General features: G+C 40.7%; 14 protein-coding genes. 12 read left to right on the top strand and 2 right to left on the bottom strand.

What is annotated here, in order from left to right; translation table 11 throughout:
* The 8 genes from AB9N12_RS05765 (at nucleotide 1) to AB9N12_RS05730 (ending at nucleotide 12,238) form a co-directional block, all read left to right on the top strand.
* Nucleotides 1–1,209 (top strand): phage integrase SAM-like domain-containing protein, encoded by a 1,209-nt coding sequence (locus AB9N12_RS05765; RefSeq protein ID WP_369892820.1) that lies wholly within the window; start codon nucleotides 1–3, stop codon nucleotides 1,207–1,209.
* A gap of 192 nt (nucleotides 1,210–1,401) precedes the next feature.
* Nucleotides 1,402–2,553 (top strand): IS4 family transposase, encoded by a 1,152-nt coding sequence (locus tag AB9N12_RS05760; RefSeq protein WP_369888970.1) that lies wholly within the window; start codon nucleotides 1,402–1,404, stop codon nucleotides 2,551–2,553.
* A 250-nt stretch (nucleotides 2,554–2,803) separates the two neighbouring features.
* Nucleotides 2,804–6,199: a helicase-related protein gene (locus tag AB9N12_RS05755; protein ID WP_369890461.1), complete on the top strand. Its 3,396-nt coding sequence runs from the start codon at nucleotides 2,804–2,806 to the stop codon at nucleotides 6,197–6,199.
* Nucleotides 6,200–6,205: 6 nt separating this feature from the next.
* Nucleotides 6,206–9,505 (top strand): DNA methyltransferase, encoded by a 3,300-nt coding sequence (locus AB9N12_RS05750; protein WP_369890458.1) that lies wholly within the window; start codon nucleotides 6,206–6,208, stop codon nucleotides 9,503–9,505.
* A 3-nt stretch (nucleotides 9,506–9,508) separates the two neighbouring features.
* The gene (locus tag AB9N12_RS05745; protein ID WP_369890456.1) at nucleotides 9,509–9,793 is read left to right on the top strand and encodes a hypothetical protein; all 285 of its coding nucleotides are present in this window, start codon (nucleotides 9,509–9,511) and stop codon (nucleotides 9,791–9,793) included.
* A 68-nt stretch (nucleotides 9,794–9,861) separates the two neighbouring features.
* The gene (locus AB9N12_RS05740) at nucleotides 9,862–10,239 is read left to right on the top strand and encodes a hypothetical protein (protein ID WP_369890454.1); all 378 of its coding nucleotides are present in this window, start codon (nucleotides 9,862–9,864) and stop codon (nucleotides 10,237–10,239) included.
* A complete protein-coding gene (tnpB, locus tag AB9N12_RS05735) occupies nucleotides 10,226–10,594 on the top strand; it encodes an IS66 family insertion sequence element accessory protein TnpB (protein ID WP_369890451.1) in 369 nt (122 codons plus the stop codon). Before AB9N12_RS05740 ends, tnpB begins: the two co-directional genes overlap by 14 nt.
* A gap of 78 nt (nucleotides 10,595–10,672) precedes the next feature.
* Nucleotides 10,673–12,238 (top strand): IS66 family transposase, encoded by a 1,566-nt coding sequence (locus tag AB9N12_RS05730; RefSeq protein WP_369890448.1) that lies wholly within the window; start codon nucleotides 10,673–10,675, stop codon nucleotides 12,236–12,238.
* Nucleotides 12,239–12,530: 292 nt separating this feature from the next.
* Here the strand turns inward: AB9N12_RS05730 and AB9N12_RS05725 are convergent, their stop codons facing one another.
* Together AB9N12_RS05725 and AB9N12_RS05720 are read right to left on the bottom strand one after the other, a co-directional pair.
* Entirely contained in the window at nucleotides 12,531–13,979 is a 1,449-nt protein-coding gene (locus AB9N12_RS05725; protein WP_369890446.1) for a hypothetical protein, read from the bottom strand.
* Nucleotides 13,972–15,615: a DUF262 domain-containing protein gene (locus AB9N12_RS05720; protein ID WP_369890444.1), complete on the bottom strand. Its 1,644-nt coding sequence runs from the start codon at nucleotides 15,613–15,615 to the stop codon at nucleotides 13,972–13,974. The genes AB9N12_RS05725 and AB9N12_RS05720 overlap by 8 nt, the downstream gene beginning before the upstream one ends.
* Nucleotides 15,616–15,955: 340 nt before the next feature.
* Here AB9N12_RS05720 and AB9N12_RS05715 point away from each other — a divergent pair, with 340 nt between their 5' ends.
* From AB9N12_RS05715 to AB9N12_RS05700, 4 genes are all read left to right on the top strand, one after another.
* Nucleotides 15,956–17,230 carry a DUF6377 domain-containing protein gene (locus AB9N12_RS05715; RefSeq protein ID WP_369890442.1) on the top strand — a complete coding sequence of 425 codons (1,275 nt, stop codon included), beginning with the start codon at nucleotides 15,956–15,958 and terminating at the stop codon, nucleotides 17,228–17,230.
* Nucleotides 17,231–17,442: 212 nt separating this feature from the next.
* The gene (locus tag AB9N12_RS05710; RefSeq protein WP_369892819.1) at nucleotides 17,443–19,518 is read left to right on the top strand and encodes a glycosyl hydrolase 115 family protein; all 2,076 of its coding nucleotides are present in this window, start codon (nucleotides 17,443–17,445) and stop codon (nucleotides 19,516–19,518) included.
* Between the two features lie 206 nt (nucleotides 19,519–19,724).
* On the top strand, nucleotides 19,725–19,838 hold the full coding sequence (locus AB9N12_RS05705) for a hypothetical protein (RefSeq protein ID WP_369892818.1): 114 nt from the start codon (nucleotides 19,725–19,727) through the stop codon (nucleotides 19,836–19,838).
* A 333-nt stretch (nucleotides 19,839–20,171) separates the two neighbouring features.
* On the top strand, nucleotides 20,172–20,954 hold the full coding sequence (locus AB9N12_RS05700; protein ID WP_369890440.1) for a sulfatase-like hydrolase/transferase: 783 nt from the start codon (nucleotides 20,172–20,174) through the stop codon (nucleotides 20,952–20,954).

Raw genomic sequence — 20,954 nt, 5'->3', positions numbered from 1 at the left:
ATGGCATCGGTAAAGGTCAAGTTTCGCCCGTCCACCGTGAACGGCAAGGAAGGTACGCTATACTATCAGGTGATTCATAACCGTGTGGTAAGGCAGATAAATACAGACTATAAACTTTTCGCTTCGGAATGGGACAGCCATTCCGAAGCGGTTATCCTACACCATATCCCGAATGAGCAAGAACGGAATAACTATCTTCTTTCGATAAGTTCACGCATCAAGTGGGACAAAGACAGGCTGAATAAGATTATACACACATTGAGCCAATCCGGTTCTTTCACAGCTGATGAGATTGTCATGCCGTTTCATGACAACAGGCAAGAGCTGTCATTCAACGCTTATATCCGCCAACAGATAGCGAGGTTGAAACGCTTGGGAAAGGTACGCACTTCGGAAACCTATACAGCCGCACTCCGAAGTTTCAGCGGTTTCATGAATGACCACGAGGTCTTGTTTGACCAACTTAACACCGATTTGTGTGCGGAATACGAGGCTTATCTGAAAGGCAGGGGGAATTCACCCAATACCATATCGTTCTATATGCGCATTCTGAAAGCGGTCTATAACCGTGCGGTGGAAAACGGGCTGACCGAACAACGGCATCCTTTCAGGTTTGTTTATACCGGAGTGGAAAAGACCTTGAAGCGAGCCATTTCACTGAACGACATCAAGCGCATCAAAGGGCTGGACTTGTCATTGAAGTCCAACCTTAATTTTGCCCGTGATATGTTCCTGTTCTGTTTCTATACAAGAGGTATGTCGTTCATCGACATGGCATATCTGAGGAAGAAGGATTTGCAGAACGGCATCCTTTCTTACCGTAGGCGTAAAACGGGGCAACAACTGTTCATCAAATGGGAAAGGTGTATGCAGGAGATACTTGACAAATATCCGGTAAATGAAACGGAATACCTCTTGCCTATCATTACAGTACGGGATGAAGACTATCGGAAACAATACGCCAACGAACTTCACCGTGTGAACCATTTGCTGAAGAAAATCGGAAAACAGCTGGATTTGCCTATCCCCTTGACAATGTATGTCGGTCGCCACTCATGGGCAAGCATCGCCAAAAGCCGCAATGTGCCTATCGCTGTCATCAGCGAGGGCATGGGGCATGATTCGGAAAACACCACGCAGATTTATCTTGCATCGCTTGATACTTCCGTGGTGGACAAAGCCAACAAGAAAATACTGGATTTGCTGTAAGCCATGAATGTTTAGCGAATCTGTCCGACACTTGCCAAGAGACGGATATTATAACGCAAAGTTACGCAAAATTATGATTTTTAGGTTCTAAAACAATATTGTCCTAAATAAATTGGGAGAACAAATAAAAAGGAAGTAGAACTAAGGTAAAATGACTACCTTAGTAGCGAGCCACCAACTCATCTACTTCCTATGGCAAATATAACACTTTTCGCACAGGTAATATCACATCTCCCGAAAGAAAATATCAGGAAAATCATAAAATCTTCGGGGTCAGACAAGCATTGTAAGGGCTACAATACATGGAGTCAGTTTGTTAGCATGATTTTCAGCCAATTCTCAGGATGTGATTCAGTCAGAGATATCTCAAACGGGCTGAAATCAGCCACCGGCAACCTCAATCATTTGGGAATCAACCGTGCACCATCCAAGTCAACGGTAGCATATCAGAACGCCAACCGAGACAGTTCGGTTTTTCGCGGCATATTCTACTCGTTGTTTCAGTATTTCGGACAGCAAGCCCTATGGCAACGAAGAAAGTTCCGTTTCAAGATGCCGATAAAACTGCTCGACTCCACATTGGTGTCATTGACTCTGTCAATATATGACTGGGCACATTACACTACCACCAAGGGGGCGGTCAAGATGCACACGCTATTGGACTATGACAGTCTTTTGCCGGAGTTCGTGAATATCACCGATGGCAAAACCACCGACAACAAAGCTGCTTTTGATATTGAGTTACATCCGTATAGTATTGTAGTAGCCGACCGAGGCTACTGTGACTACTCATTGCTGAATAATTGGGACAGCAGCAACGTGTTCTTTGTAGTGCGTCATAAAGACAATATCCGGTACAAAGCCATAGAGGAGTTGCCTTTGCCTGAAAAACACGCTCAGAATGTACTTATTGACGAAATAATCGAGTTCGAACTCTCGGCGGCCAAATCCAAATATCCCAAACGTTTACGTCGCATCGCAGTATGGAACGATGAACACGGTTTTGAAATTGAGTTACTCACAAACAACTTCACATTGGCAGCATCAAGCATAGCGGCTCTGTACAAGGCTCGGTGGAACATAGAAATCTTCTTTCGCAACCTCAAGCAACTGCTACGCATCAAGAGCTTTATCGGCACATCCCGCAATGCCGTAGAGACCCAAATATGGACTGCTATGACTACAATGCTGATTCTGACATGGCTAAAGCACATCGCAAGATACAAATGGGCATTGGCTAACCTTGTGGTCACGCTCCGGCTGAACACATTTACCAAAATCGACCTCCAAAAATGGCTTGATCAACCATTTACACCACCTCCCGAAACCATCGAAAACGATTAGGGGGGATTGATTTTGAACTCTCGAGGCTATACTTAACAGTATAGTCAGTTAGCTCATGCTCAAAATTTATTTAGGACAATATTGGTTCTAAAACGCTAAAAATCTTATTTGTTGCCGTGTATTTGTTTTGCGAGAAATATTGGATGTTTAGCAAATTTATCCGTACAAATGCGATAAAACAGTTTAATATCAACAAGATAGAGTGACTTATCTGTCTCTTGGCAAGAGAGGAATTTTTTAATAGACAGTTATGGCTCGTATATACGATAATATTGAAATAAAATTTGAAGATGGTCTCAATGATATCATCAACAATCTTGGTGTAAAACGAGTGGACTTTTGCGTAGGATATTTCAATCTGCGCGGATGGACAAAAGTCGTGCGACAAGTTGAGCAGTTGGATGGAGATTTTGTCATTGAAGGCTCTGAAAGTATCCACCGAACCTGCCGGTTACTTATAGGTATGCACCAACCTCCGGCAGAATTGGTGAAAATACTTTATGGTCAAGATGACAATACGCCTGATGCAGACATGGTACAGAAAGCTAAGCGGCAGATTGCACGGGATTTTCGCCACCAACTTCTTATAGGAATCCCCACAAAACAAGATGAATGGGCACTGCGCCAACTTTCGGCACAACTCAAGTCCAAGAAAGTTGTAGTAAAACTATCCGTTCGTGAGCCGCTTCACGCCAAACTATATCTTGCATACCGTCCTGATGACCGTTCAAATCCCATTCAAGCTATAATGGGCAGTAGCAACCTCACTTATTCAGGACTTACCAAACAGGGAGAACTCAATGCTGAATTTGGCGACCGAGACCAGGCGGAAAAATTCAATATATGGTTTAACGACCGCTGGAACGACCGTTTCTGCGTTGACATTACCGATGAGCTTGTCAAGGCTATAGATGAAAGTTGGGCGGCGGACAAACTGATTCCACCTTACCATATTTATCTCAAAATTGCTTACCATCTCAGCGAAGAGGCACGTAACGGAATAAAGGAGTTTACACTGCCACCGATATTTCAGAGGGAACTTTTTGATTTCCAGCAGAACGCTGTCAAAATTGTAGCACGCCACCTCAATAACGATAGACGGCGCGGTGCTATGATTGGCGATGTGGTAGGTCTCGGTAAAACCATTACGGCTTGTGCAGTTGCCAAGATATATGAAATGACATACGCCACAAGCACCCTGATTATTTGCCCGGCAAATCTTCAGGAAATGTGGCGAAAGTATATCAAGAAATACGACCTCAAAGCCGAAGTTATGTCAATGTCAAAAGTGATGGACATCGACAATATGCGCTATTTCCGCTTGATAATCGTGGATGAAAGCCATAACCTTCGCAACGCCGGTAAACGTTACAACCAAATCCGTCAACTTATAGAGCGTCAATCAAGCCGTGTGTTGCTCCTGACCGCCACTCCATATAACAAACATTACAGCGACCTCAGCAACCAACTCCGACTTTTCATCAATGACGACCAAGACCTCGGCATTCGTCCGGAACGTTACATTGAAAGCCTCGGCGGAGAGCGGGGGTTCATGCAGCGTCATGGTGACGTGCATATCCGCACCATCAGAGCATTCAACCAAAGCGAGAACGTGGAAGACTGGAATGAACTGATGAAACTGTTCCTTGTCCGCCGTACACGTTCGTTTATCCGTGAGAATTTTGCTAAAACCGATGATGGCAATGGCAGGAAATATCTGGAATTTCCCAATGGCGACCGCTCTTATTTTCCTGACCGCATTCCGAAATCTATCAAGTTCAAAACCGAATCCGGAGACCAATATACCCGCCTTTACTCCGAGGATATGATTGCCCTGATGGAGGAACTCGCCCTTCCACGCTACGGTTTGAGCCTGTATATCAGTGAAAAAGAAACAGCCGATGTGCCCAAACATATTTCTGCGTTAATTGAAAACCTATCCCGTGCCGGGTCAAGAATGATGGGGTTTTGCAAATCCACGTTTTTCAAGCGTATGGATTCGAGCGGCTTTGCTTTCCTTCTCACGCTTTATCGTCACATACTTCGTAATTGCGTTTACCTTTATGCGCTCGACAATAAGTTGCCTGTGCCTATCGGTGACGACAACAATCTGCCTGAAGATTACACGGAGGACGAAGATAATGGCACTGGCATCTTTGGGCAGCATGATTCCGACACGACGGTTGATGCCTCTTTGAATATACCCACCGACATAGCTGTATATATGAGGAAAGCCGGAGAGTATTATAACATCATTGCCAACAAGTCCAACCTCTCGTGGCTCGACACCAAATACTTCAAACGTACTCTTAAACAGAAACTCAAAAAGGATTGTGAAACCATTCTTTCCATGATTAGACTGTGCGGGAAATGGGAACAGGAGAAAGACCAGAAACTCAATGAGCTGGAAACCCTTCTTCGTGGTAATGCGCACCGCAATGACAAAGTTGTAGTGTTCACACAATTCTCAGACACGGCACGTTATATCTATTATCAACTCCGTAAACGTGGCTTCACGAATGTAGACTACGCCACAGGCAACCGGGACAATCCCACAGCTATTGTTGAGCGGTTTTCGCCGGACAGTAATGATGCCGCAGGTAAATATGCACCCGATGAACAGACCCGCATTCTCATTGCCACCGATGTGCTTTCCGAAGGACATAACCTTCAGGATGCACATGTTATCGTAAACTATGACTTGCCGTGGGCTATTATCCGCCTGATTCAACGTGCCGGACGTGTGGACCGTATCGGTCAGCAAGCCGACAAGATTTACTGCTACTCTTTCTTTCCTGCCGATGGCATTGAAGACATCATCAATCTTCGCAGCCGGTTGAACGACCGTATTAATGCCAACGCTAATATCGTAGGCTCTGATGAAGTGTTTTTTGAGGGGAACGAGAAGAATCTTCGGGATATGTTCAATGAGAAAGCCGGAGTGCTTGACGATGCCGATGATGACAATGATGTTGACCTTGCTTCGCAAGCATTCCAGATATGGAGCAATGCCGTCAAAGCCGACAAGAAACTCAAAGACATCATTCCGCAAATGCAGAATATGGTCTATTCAACACGCCTTACCGACGAGAACGGCATTGAGGGTGTTGTGACCTATGCACGCACCGCTAATGACTTTGATGTGCTCACATGGCTTGACAAAGAGGGCAATATCATATCGCAAAGCCAGCAGCGCATACTTCAGGCTCTCGCTTGCCATCCTGATACTCAGGCACAGCAACCTCTCGACAATCATCATGAACTTGTCGGCAAGGCTGTAGAGATTATCCGCGAACAAGCTGTCAGCAACATAGGCGGCATGCTTGGCAACCGTTTTTCCACCCGTTACCGCATTGTGCAGCTTCTTGAACAATATTATGACCAAGGAGAAAACCTGTTCTTCAATGCCGACCGTCGCGAGGAATTGAAATATGCCATTGATGATATTTACAACTATCCGCTTCAGGAAACTTCCAAGTTCCACCTTGGTCGTATGCTCAAAAAGACAGGGAAACAAGCCGATGACGACATCGTGGAATATGTGCTTGAACTTCGCCGCAACAACCAACTATGCATCATGGCTGACGAGGACATCAATGACAAGGAGAATCAAATAATCTGCTCTATGGGGCTTCGCAAAGAATAACACACCGTGAATAAACGTATATTTCAACAGTTGCTCCAAGATGGAGATTTCCGGAACCTTTTTGTCTGTGAATTGGGCTGGAACAAGTGGAAGGTTCGGGCGGAACTTCTGCCAATAATCATAGATGATACAGATTACCAATTCCATACCGTTACCGACCGCAGCGGACTGCAAGTAGTTGTAGCAGAGGTTGACGAACTGCCCAAAACATCACTTTCTCGGAGAATTGATTCACAGCTTCGCAAACAAGCCCAGGATTATATTGCCATTTACATCCTCCGTAATAAGCCCGGACATCACCAATGGATTATTCCGGTAAAGAATGTGGATAAGCGCGACCTCGTAAGCATCGAGTATGAATCTCCGGAGAAGGCGGATTTCCTTTTTTCGAAGATGCAGGACTTAGAGTTTGACCCTGCAGAAAAGACTACGATTGTTGATGTAAAAGAGGCTGTACACCGCGCCTTTTCCGTCAATGCTGAGAAGATTACCAAGGATTTTTATGCCGGCTTCCGCAAAGAGCATAAGGCTTTTGCCAAATTCATTACAGGCATAGACGACCAACTGCCCGAAAAAGACAACCGCAACAAACAGTGGTATGCGTCCGTAATGCTCAACCGCCTGATGTTTTGCTACTTCATTCAAAAGAAAGGTTTTTTGGACAGTAATGCCAACTACCTTCGTGATAAGCTGGACTGGTGCCGCAAGGAGCGTGGCGAAGACCGTTTTTTCTCCACCTTTTATCGTGGCTTCCTGACCCGTCTCTTTTCTGACGGGCTGAACAAGCCCAACCATGACAGAGAGTTTAAGCAGCAATTCGGACGTATCCCTTATCTGAATGGCGGCATGTTTGACAGCCACAAGATAGAACGTGAATATGACGACATTGACATCGCCGACGATGCCTTCGTCTCACTCTTTGCTTTCTTCGATAAATGGCAGTGGCATCTTGACACTCGCGTAACAGCATCCGGCAAGGACATAAACCCTGATGTGCTTGGCTATATCTTCGAACAGTACATCAACGACCGTGCCCAAATGGGGGCTTACTATACCAAAGAGGACATAACAGAATATATTGGGCGCAATACCATCCTGCCATTCCTGTTTGACAAAGTAAGCACAGCATCCAAATCTATGGCAGAACTTTTTGCTCCCGATGGTTGGATATGGCAACAACTCCGGCAAAGTGGTGACCGCTACATTTTTGATGCGGTGAAGCAAGGCTATACCCCCGATTGGCGCGAGCGCATTCCTGAAAATATCTTTATCGGTCTTGACACTACCACGCCCGACCTTTTGGAACGCCGTAAAGATTGGAACACAAAGACTCCCGAACCATTCGCCCTGCCAACGGAAATTTGGCGGGAAACCATCGAACGTTTGCAGCGTTGCGAGGATATTCTGGGTAAAATCAAGAATGGAGAGGTTACATCCATCAACGATTTCATAACTTACAACCTTGACATTCGCCAATTTGCCTCCGACCTTATAAACGCAGGCAATGCCTCGCAGGCATTTATCTACAATTTCTACAACGCTCTCCGATCGGTGACTATCCTTGACCCGACTTGCGGTTCCGGTGCATTCCTTTTTGCGGCAATGAATATACTTGAACCTCTTTACTATGATTGTATCATGCGGCTTGAAAGTATTGAACGGAAGTCACCCGATACGCAAAAAGCCCTTGACGAAATCAAGAGCAAGTATCGTTCCAATATCCATTACTTCATCTATAAGTCTATCATTCTCCGCAATCTCTACGGGGTCGATATAATGGCTGAAGCCACGGAGATAGCCAAACTGCGCCTGTTCCTTAAAATGGTGGCTGTAGTGGATGTGCAACCGCTTGCCGATAATCTTGGTCTTGACCCGCTGCCGGACATCGACTTTAACATTCGGTGTGGCAATACTCTCGTGGGCTATGCCAATGCCGAAAGCATAGTCAGAGACCATAATGGTGATATGTTTGCAAAACACGATTTTGAAGAAAATGTGGCTGGTGAGATGGATAAAGTGGCTCGGACATTCAAATTATTCAAGCACTTGCAGCTTACACAGGAATCGGAGCATCATGAAGAATTCATTGCTGCCAAACGCCAGCTCCGTGACCTTCTGACTACACTTAACGATACCCTGAATCATTACCTCTATAATGCTACGGCATCGGGTATTCCTTTCGAAGAATGGCTCAGCACCCACCAACCCTTCAATTGGGTAGCTGAGTTCTATGACATCATTCATGGAAATGGTGGTTTTGATGTGATTATAGGGAACCCGCCGTATGGAGCAAAGGTTGAACGACAAATATTAGATTATTATAAACAGCGGTATAATTGTACTAAATCCAATAAAATCCAGAACATCAAAGGAAGTAATGATACCTATGTTCTATGTATAGAACGATGTATGTCTTTATTGCATAACAATGCCCCTCTAAGTTTTATTGTACCAATTGGATTCATCGCATCAGATGCTACTACTGCGATACAAAACATTATACGAAATAGGTGTTCTAATATTCATGTTGCAAGTTTTGCAGTCCGCCCAAAACCTTTATTTGAGAATGCAATGGTTAATACCTGCATCATTCGGCTTAACAATGACAGTAAAAAATGTAAATCTCTATACTCTACTCATATCTATCGCAGGTCAGAAGGGAATGAATTACATTTGATATTTAGTACAATTAAATACATCAATGTTATACAATTCAATTTTCGTAATCGTATTCCCAAAATCAGTCTTGATATAGAAATGAATATACTTGAGAAGATCAATGGCTGTAAAACATTAAGCTCATTTCTTGTAAGTTATGGTGCACCTATTGTTTACAAATTTGCAGGAGGACGCTATTTTAAACTTATTACCACTTTCACAAATAATTCTTCAGCAGAAAGGACTATCTATGTTGACAAAAACAAACAAAGTTTTATTGCTGCCGTACTTAGTAGTAACCTTTCATTTCTTATATATCAAATCCTCTCAGATAATCTAAATTGGAAAGGGACTGAAATTGAAGCGACACCTATTCCTGCAGTTACAGAATATTATGTTATTGATAGGATATATAAGCGTTATGTTCATAGTATAGAAAATAATGCGAATATACGTTCATCAGAAAACTCATCTAATTACAATGTTTCACAATTCAAAGAATATAAAATTGGGAAATCTAAAAAATATATTGACGAAATCGACAAGGTTTTGGCGAGACATTACGGATTTACAGAAGAAGAACTTGACTTTATCATCAACTACGACATCAAATATCGTATGGGTGATGAACTGAACTGTGAGGAATAAACGATGGAACCGCAGTATCTCGGAAATATGGACTTATTGCCCCTGCGCAAGGTAGGATTTCTCGCCTCACGGAAGGTCAATCCATCTTCTGTGATACCAACTATTAATTGGGCAAATGAAGTAAGTCGTAATCATGAAATAGCCATAGTCAGCGGCTTTCAATCCACACTCGAACACGAAGTTCTTGAAATCGCCCTCAAAGGCACATGCAGCATCATCTACGTCCTTAACCGCCGCCTTTATCGTCAAATTCCACTCAATCTACGTCCGGCATTCGATTCAAAGTAAGCATTCGGTAAACCACGTATTTTCGTCTCCACCTTCCATCATTAACTTTACGTCCAAAAAGCCAAGTTATGATGACACGAGAAGAAGTAGTAGAAATAATGAACTACTGCAAAGAGCACAAAGTGACTTATAAGTCAAGATTAGAGGAACTCAATATCCCTGTATGGCGGTTTTATGACAGCAAATCCCGTTATGCCGCCGAGCAATCATCTGGTAAAACGGCTCAAGGTGAGTTTATCGAGCTTCCGCATAGCGGATTTTTTGTTCCGGTTCCTTCATTTGCCGGTACAACCGGACGGAAACAGAAAAGTACACCGACCACGCCAAGCGGATTGAAAGAGATAGAAATACGTACACCGGCCGGTAGTGCCATACGCATTTGTGGTGAGCTAAATGAAAAGGAACTGTTTTCAATCATCCGGGCCTGCAGCCATGTTCAGCCTTAATGACAGTATGCGCTATCTGTTGTATAACCGCCCGACTGATATGCGCAAAAGCTTCCATACCCTCAGCGGTATCATCACCGACGCCATGGGTCAGGACCCCTGTAACGGCAACGTGTATATCTTCATAAACCGTGCCCGTGACCGTATAAAACTCCTGCATTGGGAGCCTGGCGGCATGGTGTTATATTCCAAACTTCTGGAAGCCGGAACCTTAGGTAAACCTGATTCTGCCAACGACGATGAGGTCTGTACAAATATAGAATGGCGGGAACTTGTCATGATAGTGGAGGGTATCATGGAAGCCCGTGACTCCCGTCGCACGAGACTTGAAAACCTGCAGAAACTTCGAAAATAGTATCGGATTTTTTACTCTGCTTGCTTTTGTATGTCATTGGATTTTAGTATATTTACATTGTGAAAAAATGAGATGCAGATGCTTACGGAGGAACAGGAAAAAGCCTTATTGGAAGAACTAGAGCAGCTCCGTCAGGATAAAGCGGCGCTTATCAGCAGGGTTTCCTCACTGGAACAGTCGCTGTACTGGCTTCGGAAAAAAGTCTTTGGCCGGATGAGCGAGAAGAATCTTCCGCTTGATCCCAACCAACTGTTCCTGTTCTCAAAAGCTGAAATGTCCTCCATGGAAATATCCCGGATGGAGGAGGAAGTCCGCAAAAGCGATGAAGAAATCACCAGAACCATAAAAGTCAAGGAGAAGCCGGCCCGCAAGCCCTTGGATACATCTTCTCTTGCGGTAGAGGTTGTTGATCTTTACCCCGAAGGGACAACAGACGAGGAAGGCAGGCTTAAGGATGATTTCATTGAAATCGGAAAGGAAGAGAGTTCACGCCTGGAACGTGTTCCGGCAAAATTGTATATCCTGAAGACTGTCCGTCACAAAGTGATAAGTAAGTCCGATATGGAGAAATACCCCGAGGAAAGGCAGATCCTGATTCACCCTCTACCTCTTGTTCCGGTCAGTAAATGTATGGCAGGCGCCTCGGTCCTGACAGACATTATCATCGGCAAGTTCATGTATCATCTCCCGTTCTATCGTCTGATACAGCAGTATCGCGAATCAGGAATCAGCATAAGCGAATCTACCATGTGCGGATGGTATGAAATGGCGGTGGAGAAACTCAGGTTGCTGTACAACCTGCTCAAACAGAAGATACTCTCCAGTGAGTATATACAAGTGGACGAGAGTGTCATTCCTGTGCTGGACAATGAGAAACATAAGGCGAAAAAGGGGTATGAGTGGTGCGTACGCGACGGCATCACGGGGGACGTCATGTTCCATTATGACCGTGGCAGCCGTTCGGGGACTGTAGCCCGTGAACTGCTGGGATGTTACCATGGCATTGTGCAATGTGACGGCTATGCAGCTTACGAACAGTTTGAGCAGGTGAAAGGAATCACTATGGTCGGCTGTTGGGCACATGTCAGAAGGAAGTACGTGGATGCCCTGGAAGAGAACAGGACCCTGGCCACACAGGCAATACACTACATCGGCAAGTTGTACAAGATAGAATCTGAAGCCAATGATGCAGGGCTCACAGCTGAAGAGCGTAAGGAAAAACGTATCAGTGAGGCCTATCCGCTGATACTTGAATTTGAAAAGTGGCTGCAGGACACCTATCTTAGAGTGCTTCCTAAAAGCCGTATGGGTAAAGCCATCGAATATACGTACACGCTCCTTCCAAGACTTTCCAGATACGTAAACGACGGAAGAATCGAAATTGATGACAACCGTATAGAAAATGCCATAAGACCTTTGGCTTTGGGAAGAAAGAACTATCTGCTCTGCGGAAACGATGCATCAGCATACAGGGCTGCCATCGTATACTCACTGATTTCAACCTGCAAATCAGCAGAAGTAGACCCCAGAATCTGGATGGAAGATGTCCTGAGCAAAATTCCATATTATGAAAGGGATGAGAAGAATATGGAAGAACTTCTACCACGTAATTGGGTAAAATCCAATCAAACTTGTTCCGAATAGATACTATTAGTTCCGAATCGACTACGAATAGCACCGATTCGGAACTAATTTCACAAAAATTGCAACGTGGTTTACCGAATGCTTACGATTCAAATCGCATCCTTTTCATATCCATGACCTCAGAAAAGACAACTCGCCCTTCCGCTGCAAATGCTACCATCCGCAACCACTATATCGCCGATATTGCAGATTCTCTTGTTTTCGCTTCTGTCAGCGAAACCTCCTCTCTGTTTATTCTTTCCCTAAATTGTGAGAATATAGTTATATTATAAATAGTTAGAATATAACAACTTTACATAAAGTATGGGTAATTAGAAGAACTCCTATTCACAATTAGTTCTAAACGTTTCATAAGTTCAAGCGACATTGTTATTTCTTTTGCAGAAATGACTGGTTGAATACCAATTTGATCATGGGAACCTTGATGAAATATGACTTTTTGGAAGGTGTGTAAATGTTTTATAACATCAGCAATCCAAGGCATATTATTACCATTATCATACCGAAGAAATAACTTCCTAATTTTAGATTGTAGTTGTTCTTGTGGACAAACGTCAATAATTGATGAAAGTTCCCGTAGTAAATCAATATGAGTCTTAATTTTATTCCCTTCGATATTACAATAATACTCATTTCCAATACTACTTATTTTTTGAATGATATTAATTGTTTCATCTTGCACTCCAAGAATAAGAATTTTCCCAAATTCATGTAGTAATTTTTCAAATTTTCTACGCATCGCATTTATGGCCAAATCATTATTTGGTAGAATGTGCCCATCAAATCGTTTAACCAGCTCATCTACCGTACATTCATCATTGGATGGGCAAATGGTATGTTTGCCATCTATCTTATATAATGATTTGAATGACCATTTTTCAGTTGAATTCTCAACACAAACGAGATGTTTCATGAGGTTATAAAACCCTACATTGTGAGTCATTATTAGCATTTGATTATCTAATCCAAGTTTAGTTAAAAAACGGGCTAATATAATTCTATTTGCCAAATCTAAACTAGACATTATATCATCTATCACAATGAAGTATTTTTTACCCATATCTAGTCTGGGTAACAATTTGATATAATTTAAAAAGAGTAGTATCTTTATCAAATTTTGTTGAGCTTCATTCAATTTTTCATCAATATTTTCAGTTAAAAGACCATCTATCACCCCGTTTATTCCGACAATATTTTCTCCTGTTTCTGGCAATGCTAATGAAATTTGCTCCTTGAAATCAGTGTTCAAGATTTCATTAACTTCATCTAATATAAGGGTTACTGCATCTGCAGATAGCAATTCGGAGAGGTTATGTGAAGATCCAAAATATGATGTATCAAGAATTTCCGCAAGATTAATTTTTGATGTTGGTATAAGTTGAGACCTACCTAGTATCAATACATTTGAAATTATATCTGGTTGCCAATCTGAAAACTTCATCCCATCAATTTCTATTTCAAATGATTCTGTTGATTGATTGTGTAAAAAATTATTCAGCCAATCTCTTTTTGCAGCTTCTCTTTCCTCTCCAACAATATAAGGGGCAATTTTACTATTCTCAAATTCTGTACGAAATGCCATTAAACGTATTGCTTCTGCTATTGATGTTTTTCCACCTCCATTCTCTGAGTACAACACCATATTATTTGAGGGAATACTTATTCCGTCTTTTAGGATAGAAAAATCTAATTCTATAGAGTGTTCAATTCCTTTGAAATTAGAAATAATTATATTATTCACAATCTATTTGGCAATTAGATGAAAGAAATGCAGAAATAGTAGCTTGCATATCTTCTTTCCTGCTCAAAAAATCAGCATAGGAATAGTAGTTTTTTCCACCTAAAATGCAAGCCACTGAACTGAGCGAAGATGAATTGAACGAAGAACTTCGTTCTAAAAGTGATTTATAAGTTTTAGGAAAATCAATAATTGAAAAATTCGCCATACTCTCTAAATCATCAGAGAGCGTATTTGTAGGCCAATCAATATGCGATGGCATATCATTTTGTTTTGCAATGCGTTCTATGTTTAAACTACCGCTCAATTTGTTCTTTGTCCAATCATTTTCTTTTAAATAATGATATAACATGACGAAGCCACTTCTTAATCGACGCCTCTCATTAAAGAAGTCATCAGATACATTAATTGGCTTTAATTGTATTGCCTTATTATTCATTATTCTGACATTGAGATCAAATATTACATATTTAATATCTTGAGCAGGATCATGAGAATAACATATTTTTATGAGTAACTCCAAAAAATGAAGGATTTCATTCTCTTGTTGTAAATCATCTTGACCTTTAATGCTATATACAAATGCAACCATAGCAGAAAAAGGAATGGCACTTGAATGAACTTTAAGAACTTGATATAACAATGCCGTTTTATTGGAAGTATATTGCAATGAATCAATTCTCTCCAATACATCAACAATCAACACTAAGTCATCCATAATATATTGCCAATTTCTCGTTTTAAATGGAGAAACTGAATTATTCAAAAAGAAATTTCTCAAATTTGGTTCAGATGTAGTTTGATTATTTTTAGCACGTAATATGCGTAAATAATATCTGAACACATCATTAACAGAAGCATTTAATTCTAGGCATTTTTGACCTAAATCTTTCCATTGAGATATAAATTTGTTCCCCTCATTCCCTGCACAAGCCATTTCATACAGTTTTGCTTTTAAGATATCTGCATCTGCCAAATCTAGACCGCGATTATTAATTGTTTCAAAAATAGTAAGAGCACGAGACGTTGCTTCTGATATATCTTTTCCATCTAAAACTATTGGTAGCAAATAAATTCTATCTATAAAATATTTCCAAAATTTCGTTTTTTCACTTTCTGAGATTCTATTGAGAAATTCTTGAAGCCAGCGATATATTTGGATAGCATTATATTGTATAAGTCCTAATTTAGATATTTCTTTGATTCCTTTATTAAAATCATCAACATTCCAGTTTAATAAATTATCAATGCCAATCTGATCAGCTTCTTCAAATACTAACGAGTCAATTTTAGACAGCACACTATTATCCTCCCAATCACGGATTGATAGCATTTCTTCTAATCGGGAAACATTTGTTAAAATGGTGAGAGCTTTTAGAAACATCCACAATGTTAGAATGCGTTGTTGTCCATCAACTATCTGTGGTCTAGCCTTATCTTCATTCCCACGAGCAATAACAATATTACCAACAAAATAATCCTCATCAGCATTGTATGCTTGGGTTATGTCGTCAAACAATTGTTTTGCTTCTTTCTTTGTCCATCGATATGGTCTTTGAAAGGAGGGCACCACATATCTATCATCATTAATAAATAATGCTCTTAGGTTCTTTTGTTCTGCAGAAAGAGATAATGCCATATTATAATAGCTTGATAATTTGTGTACAAAGGTACAACTATTTTTTTGTATATGAAAGCAATATGATTCTAAATATATTTTCTCCGGAATTAGTAAGCAAGTGAGCTATGCTAAGAGTTGGGGGAGGATCGAGAAAAACTTAAATGTTTTTAAGGTAGTATCCCTTCATTTGATGAAATTTATTTTGTATCTTTGTGGCAATAAAAGCGTTCTTTAAGGATTATGCAATATTGGGTAGAATATTGAAATACTCTGGTTTCTAAATCGTTACCTATTAAGCTGGAATCTTTTGCAATACGCTGTGTTTTAGTAAGAAAGAGAATCCGCAATGGCTTCATATATGGTAAATGCCAAAACTCGGTTGGGATATATTTTAGCACGTGGAGGTTTTTTTAAAGAGGCTATAGATTCACTTTCTTCTATCCGGATTGAGAAAGAAACATTGCCTGCTCAAGTGTTGGCGGACTATTATATTAGCTTTGGGCGTGTTTATCATGATCTGGCGGATTATGCAAAGGACGATATGTTTTCATCCACGTATAACCAAATAGGAAATGAACTTTTGATGGAAAGTCTGTCCTACCTCTCTGATTCGTCAACAATCTATTATGTAAAGGGAAAAATAGCACTTAAAGAAGATAAGGTAGCAGAGTCTAAACAACTCTATAGGCAGGCCTTAGAATTATGTGATACTACTGATACGGAAACACTTTCAGTACTCTTGTCGACTTTGGCGTTTATCGACCGTAGGTTGGAACTGAATGATGAGGCTATTCACTATTATGTGAAGGCGGCTGTAAATGATATCCGTAGTGCCACAAAAGAATCAGTGTCTATGAGAGGACTGGCAACTATGCTATACTACTATAAAAATGATGTGAATCTTGCTTCCGAATATATAAATGAGGCATTTGAAGATGCAACTTTTTATGGAACCCGTCACAGGATTAATGTCATCGGAACTTTATTACCTGTATTTGTCGGGGAGAAACTTGATATAGAGCAGGTTAAGCGGCAGACTTTTCAGGATGGTCTTATCTTGACTTCTATTTTTGCGATTATATTAATAGTGGCCATCATTTATATTCTGGTACAGATGAAGCACTTGCGCCATTCCCGTCAATTGTTGGAAAAGCTGAACTTGAAATTGTCGGAAGCAAACCGTATTAAGAATTCGTATATAGGACACTATCTGGATGCTACTTTTAAGTTAGTTAATCAGCTTGATAATTTTGTATTGGTAGGACAGCAAAAGTTGGAGAATAAGCAGTATGATTCTCTTTCTTCGATGATTCAGAATTTGAATTCGGATTTTAACAGGAAAAGTGCTTTTGCTGATTTTGACAGGACATTCTTATCTTTATTTCCAACATTTGTTGAAAATTTCAATTCATTACTTCAACCGAATGATAAATTTGCTTTGGAGAATAAAGATGCGTTAAACTCTACCTTACGTATTTTTGCCTTGATCCGGTTGGGAATTACAGAGTCTGAACAAATATCAGAAATTCTGGGGTATTCCGTGAACACCGTTTATAATTATAGAGTTCGCACTCGAAACAAAGCTGTTGATCCTGCTAATTTTGAAAAAAATATTAAAAAAATAGGTCTGTAACCGTTATATAAGTACGTATAAATCCCTATATTTTTGCCTGTTTTTGTTTTTGCAATTATTTGATTATTAATAAAATATCTGTTTGGAACCCCTATATTTTTGTTATATGGCGGATATATCCCCTCTTTTTCCGGTTGGTAATTCTTAATTTTGCCTATGCTTCGATTAACAAAGAGTATAAACGACTTAAATCAAAAAGAACCGTGAAAAGTATGAAGGACTACAACCGATTATTTTTATTGAATCTAATTGCTTTATTTTTTCTTTCCGCTTCGTCTCTGGCAATAAATTCCACTTCTTCTTTAAAATTGGAGAAAGGTAATTTTCGGATTTTGTTATCCGGCCATGAAGTAGGACCTGTAAAGCTGGCGGCAGAAACTTTATCTAAAGACTTTGAGAAGGTAATGCATTACAAACCTGTAATATCACAAACGATTGATGAGGCAAATAGTATTGATATTGTTATCATTAACGAAGCGACGGGCGGTTCTTTGCTTCAGCCTCGATTCATTCGTCCTTTGGATGGTTTCGAATCTCATAGGGTATATTGTAGTCCCGATGAGAAACGTATTTATCTTCATGGAAAAGATATGCGTGGTGCTATATATGCTATTTATGCTTTTAGTGAATTATTTCTTGAAGTGCCTCCGTTGTGGTATTTTTCTTCTTGGGAACCGCAGTATAAGAAACAGGTGGAGATACAATCGGACTTTGATTATTTTCAGAAGTCGCCACAAGTCAGGTATCGCGCTTGGTTCCCTAATGATACCGATTTATTCAGTCCCTGGAGACGCTTGTCGAAAGAGAACAACGAATTGTGGCTGGAGACTATGTTACGGTTGAAGCTTAATACTGTCGAATTGGAAGCTACGGTTACATATCCGGATTATAAACTGAATGGTCAGGCTGCTTTATTACGTAAATACGGACTGGTACTTACTTCTCATCATCACGTAGCCTGCAACAATAATCTGAAAAACTGGGAAGGATACTGGCGACGAGTGCGCGGCATGAAAGCACCGGAGTTACTTTTATCGAATGAAAAAGCTCTTGTTGAGTTTTGGCAATATAGCATAGAAACGGTGTGTCGTGATAAACAGGAAAATCTGTGGCAGATTGCTTTTCGTGGTGTAAACGACCAGCCTTTTTGGGCTGCTTTTGCCGATGCTCCGGAGGGTGATAAGGAACGTGCAGAGGTGATTAACCGTATGATCCGTATACAATTGGATATGATAAAAAAAGCTACTGGCGAGAATGCTCCTTTTGTACGAATGACTTTCTACGATGAACTTTCTGATTTGTTGGCTAAAGGCTATTTACAACCTCCGACGGGCAAGAATATGCTTTGGACTTTTGTTGCCGGGCGGAGAGATCACTATCCTTACGATGATTTGGTTGTATTCGATACGACAAAGCAAGTGAAACTGGGGTATTATATGAATCTCCAATTTACTTCGACCGGTGCTCATCTGGCTCCTGCAGAAGGTCCATGGAAGATGGAAGCAAACTATCGTTATGTGAATACACGCGGTCCGCTGACTTTCTCGGTGGTTAATGCTGGAAACTTAAGAGAGTTTGTCATGGAAATGTCGGCTAATGCCCGTATGATGTGGGATATGCAGGCATATAATACAGATTCATTCCTGATTGATTTCTGTACTCAATATTTTGGAAAGGAACATGCAGCAGAGGCTGCCAAACTTTATCATGATTATTACTATGCTTATTGGCAGCAGAAGCCTTCAGAGTTTCCGGGGATGGAACGTCAGTTTATCTTTCAGGATTTACGCTATTCTCGTGTTTTTGAGCAAATCGGAAAACGTTTTGATAACTTTTCTCCGAATCCTTTGTATGAGATCGGATTTGAACGGGTGTCCGGTCGTTCATTCCGCATTGACGGAAATAATCAGGTTGATTCATTGATTGCGGGGATGAAAAAGACAGCTGTACGTTTTGAGGAGGTTTCACGACATTGTGAAGATTTTCTCAAATCTTTGCCAAAACAAAATCAACGGTTCTTTAGAGATAACTTGGCTGCTCCTTGCCATTATATGGCAGCATTGAGTTATTCATTATATCATTTTGTATCTGCTTATAAAGAAAAGGACCGCAGTAAACGGACTAAACATCTGGGAGTTGCTATCCAGGAATTGGAAGAGGCGCGTGATGCCCTGTATGCAACGCAGGAAGGGGTATTTTCCACTTGGTATATAGGTGATTCCATGAATGGTAAATTCAATATTCCACAGCAACTCAAATTATTAAATAAACTGCACAAAGAACTTTAGTAACAATTTATATTAATTACCTAATTGAATCTAATTTATGGGAAATTTAGACTTTGGTACGAATGTATTTCGTCTGCTGATGCTGGTTCTCCTACTTAGGTAAAATGTTGTTATAAAGCAGGGTTCGGAATACGTGCCAATGAAGAGTGGAAATTTAGTAAAGAAAGTATTGGTAATGATCGTACTGTCAATGGCTCTGATTATGTATCTTATATTGGGGGCCTAATCGTTTAATCTTTAATGATATAAATCTGTGCCCTGAACTGTATTTGCTCTGTTTTCATAATGTACTGTGGGAGCATAGAATGAAATCCGGTTGAAGAATTAACCGCTAATTTGAAACTGAGAATAGAACAAGTTAATAGAAATATTTGGCTTTGGAAATCACTTCGTCATAAGATTGATTCCCGGAGATTTGCAGAGGTAATGGAAAGTCTTTTGAAAGAACGGAGAGATGTTGAAACATATTACAATGTTGCTATTCATTTTTTATCTTTATAAGCAAAATCTGTATTGGATGAGTTTTATGTGAAAATGGTTATTTTTTGTCCTTTATTGAATGGTTATTTTCGTAATTTATCGGAAAGATTGCCGAATTTTGGGTGTGAGTAATTCATACACTTCTTGTTACTAACTTATTATGATGCTATATTATGAATAGGATAGTTTTATTCTTAATCTCTGCTGTTTCCGGTATGATAAATATCATCCCAATGTCTGCAAAAACACCCAACCCCAATGTGGTTATCATCATGGATGACCAACAGCGAGCTGATTTGTGTGGTCGCGAAGGTTTTCCGATGGCTGTGCTTCCTTTTGCCGATTCTTTGGCCTTGAGCAATGTATGCTTTGATAAAGCGTATACGGTAGCTCCTGCTAGTATGCCTGCCCGTTGTTCCATGTTTACAGGATGTTACTGGCCTGCTACGCATGTCCATACTAACCATAATACTCCCGATATGTATTATAAGAAAGATATGCTCGAAGTGTTTAAAGAACAAAGATATAAGACGGCATTAGTGGGAAAGAATCATGCACATGTGAAAGGGAAAGATTTTGATTATTGTAGTGAAGATTTCACCCGGGATGAACCGTTGACATTTGCTAAAGAGGGGGCTTTGCAACCCAATAAAATAGTTCATTTTGACGAACTGAATACCTGGACACAAAGTGGAACTGAACGTATGGTTCGCAAAGATGACTGGAAGCTGGTACTCGACAATTATGGTCGTGGTGAACTGTATAACTTGAAAGCCGATCCTTCCGAGATTAATAATCTTTATAATAAAAAGAAATATGCCTCCAAACAAATGGAATTGCTGGAAGAATTGATGACTTGGGAACTGCGTGTACAACACCCATTGCCGGTGCCAAGAAATCGTTATCATTTTAAGCGGAATCCATATAACTATCATTTTGAAGATAAAAAGAAATAG

Origin of the sequence: Bacteroides sp. AN502(2024), from assembly GCF_041227145.1 — a bacterium.
Lineage (GTDB): Bacteria > Bacteroidota > Bacteroidia > Bacteroidales > Bacteroidaceae > Bacteroides.
The sequence above is the reverse complement of the archived record's forward strand: the minus strand, read 5'-3'. Positions and strand labels throughout refer to the sequence as shown.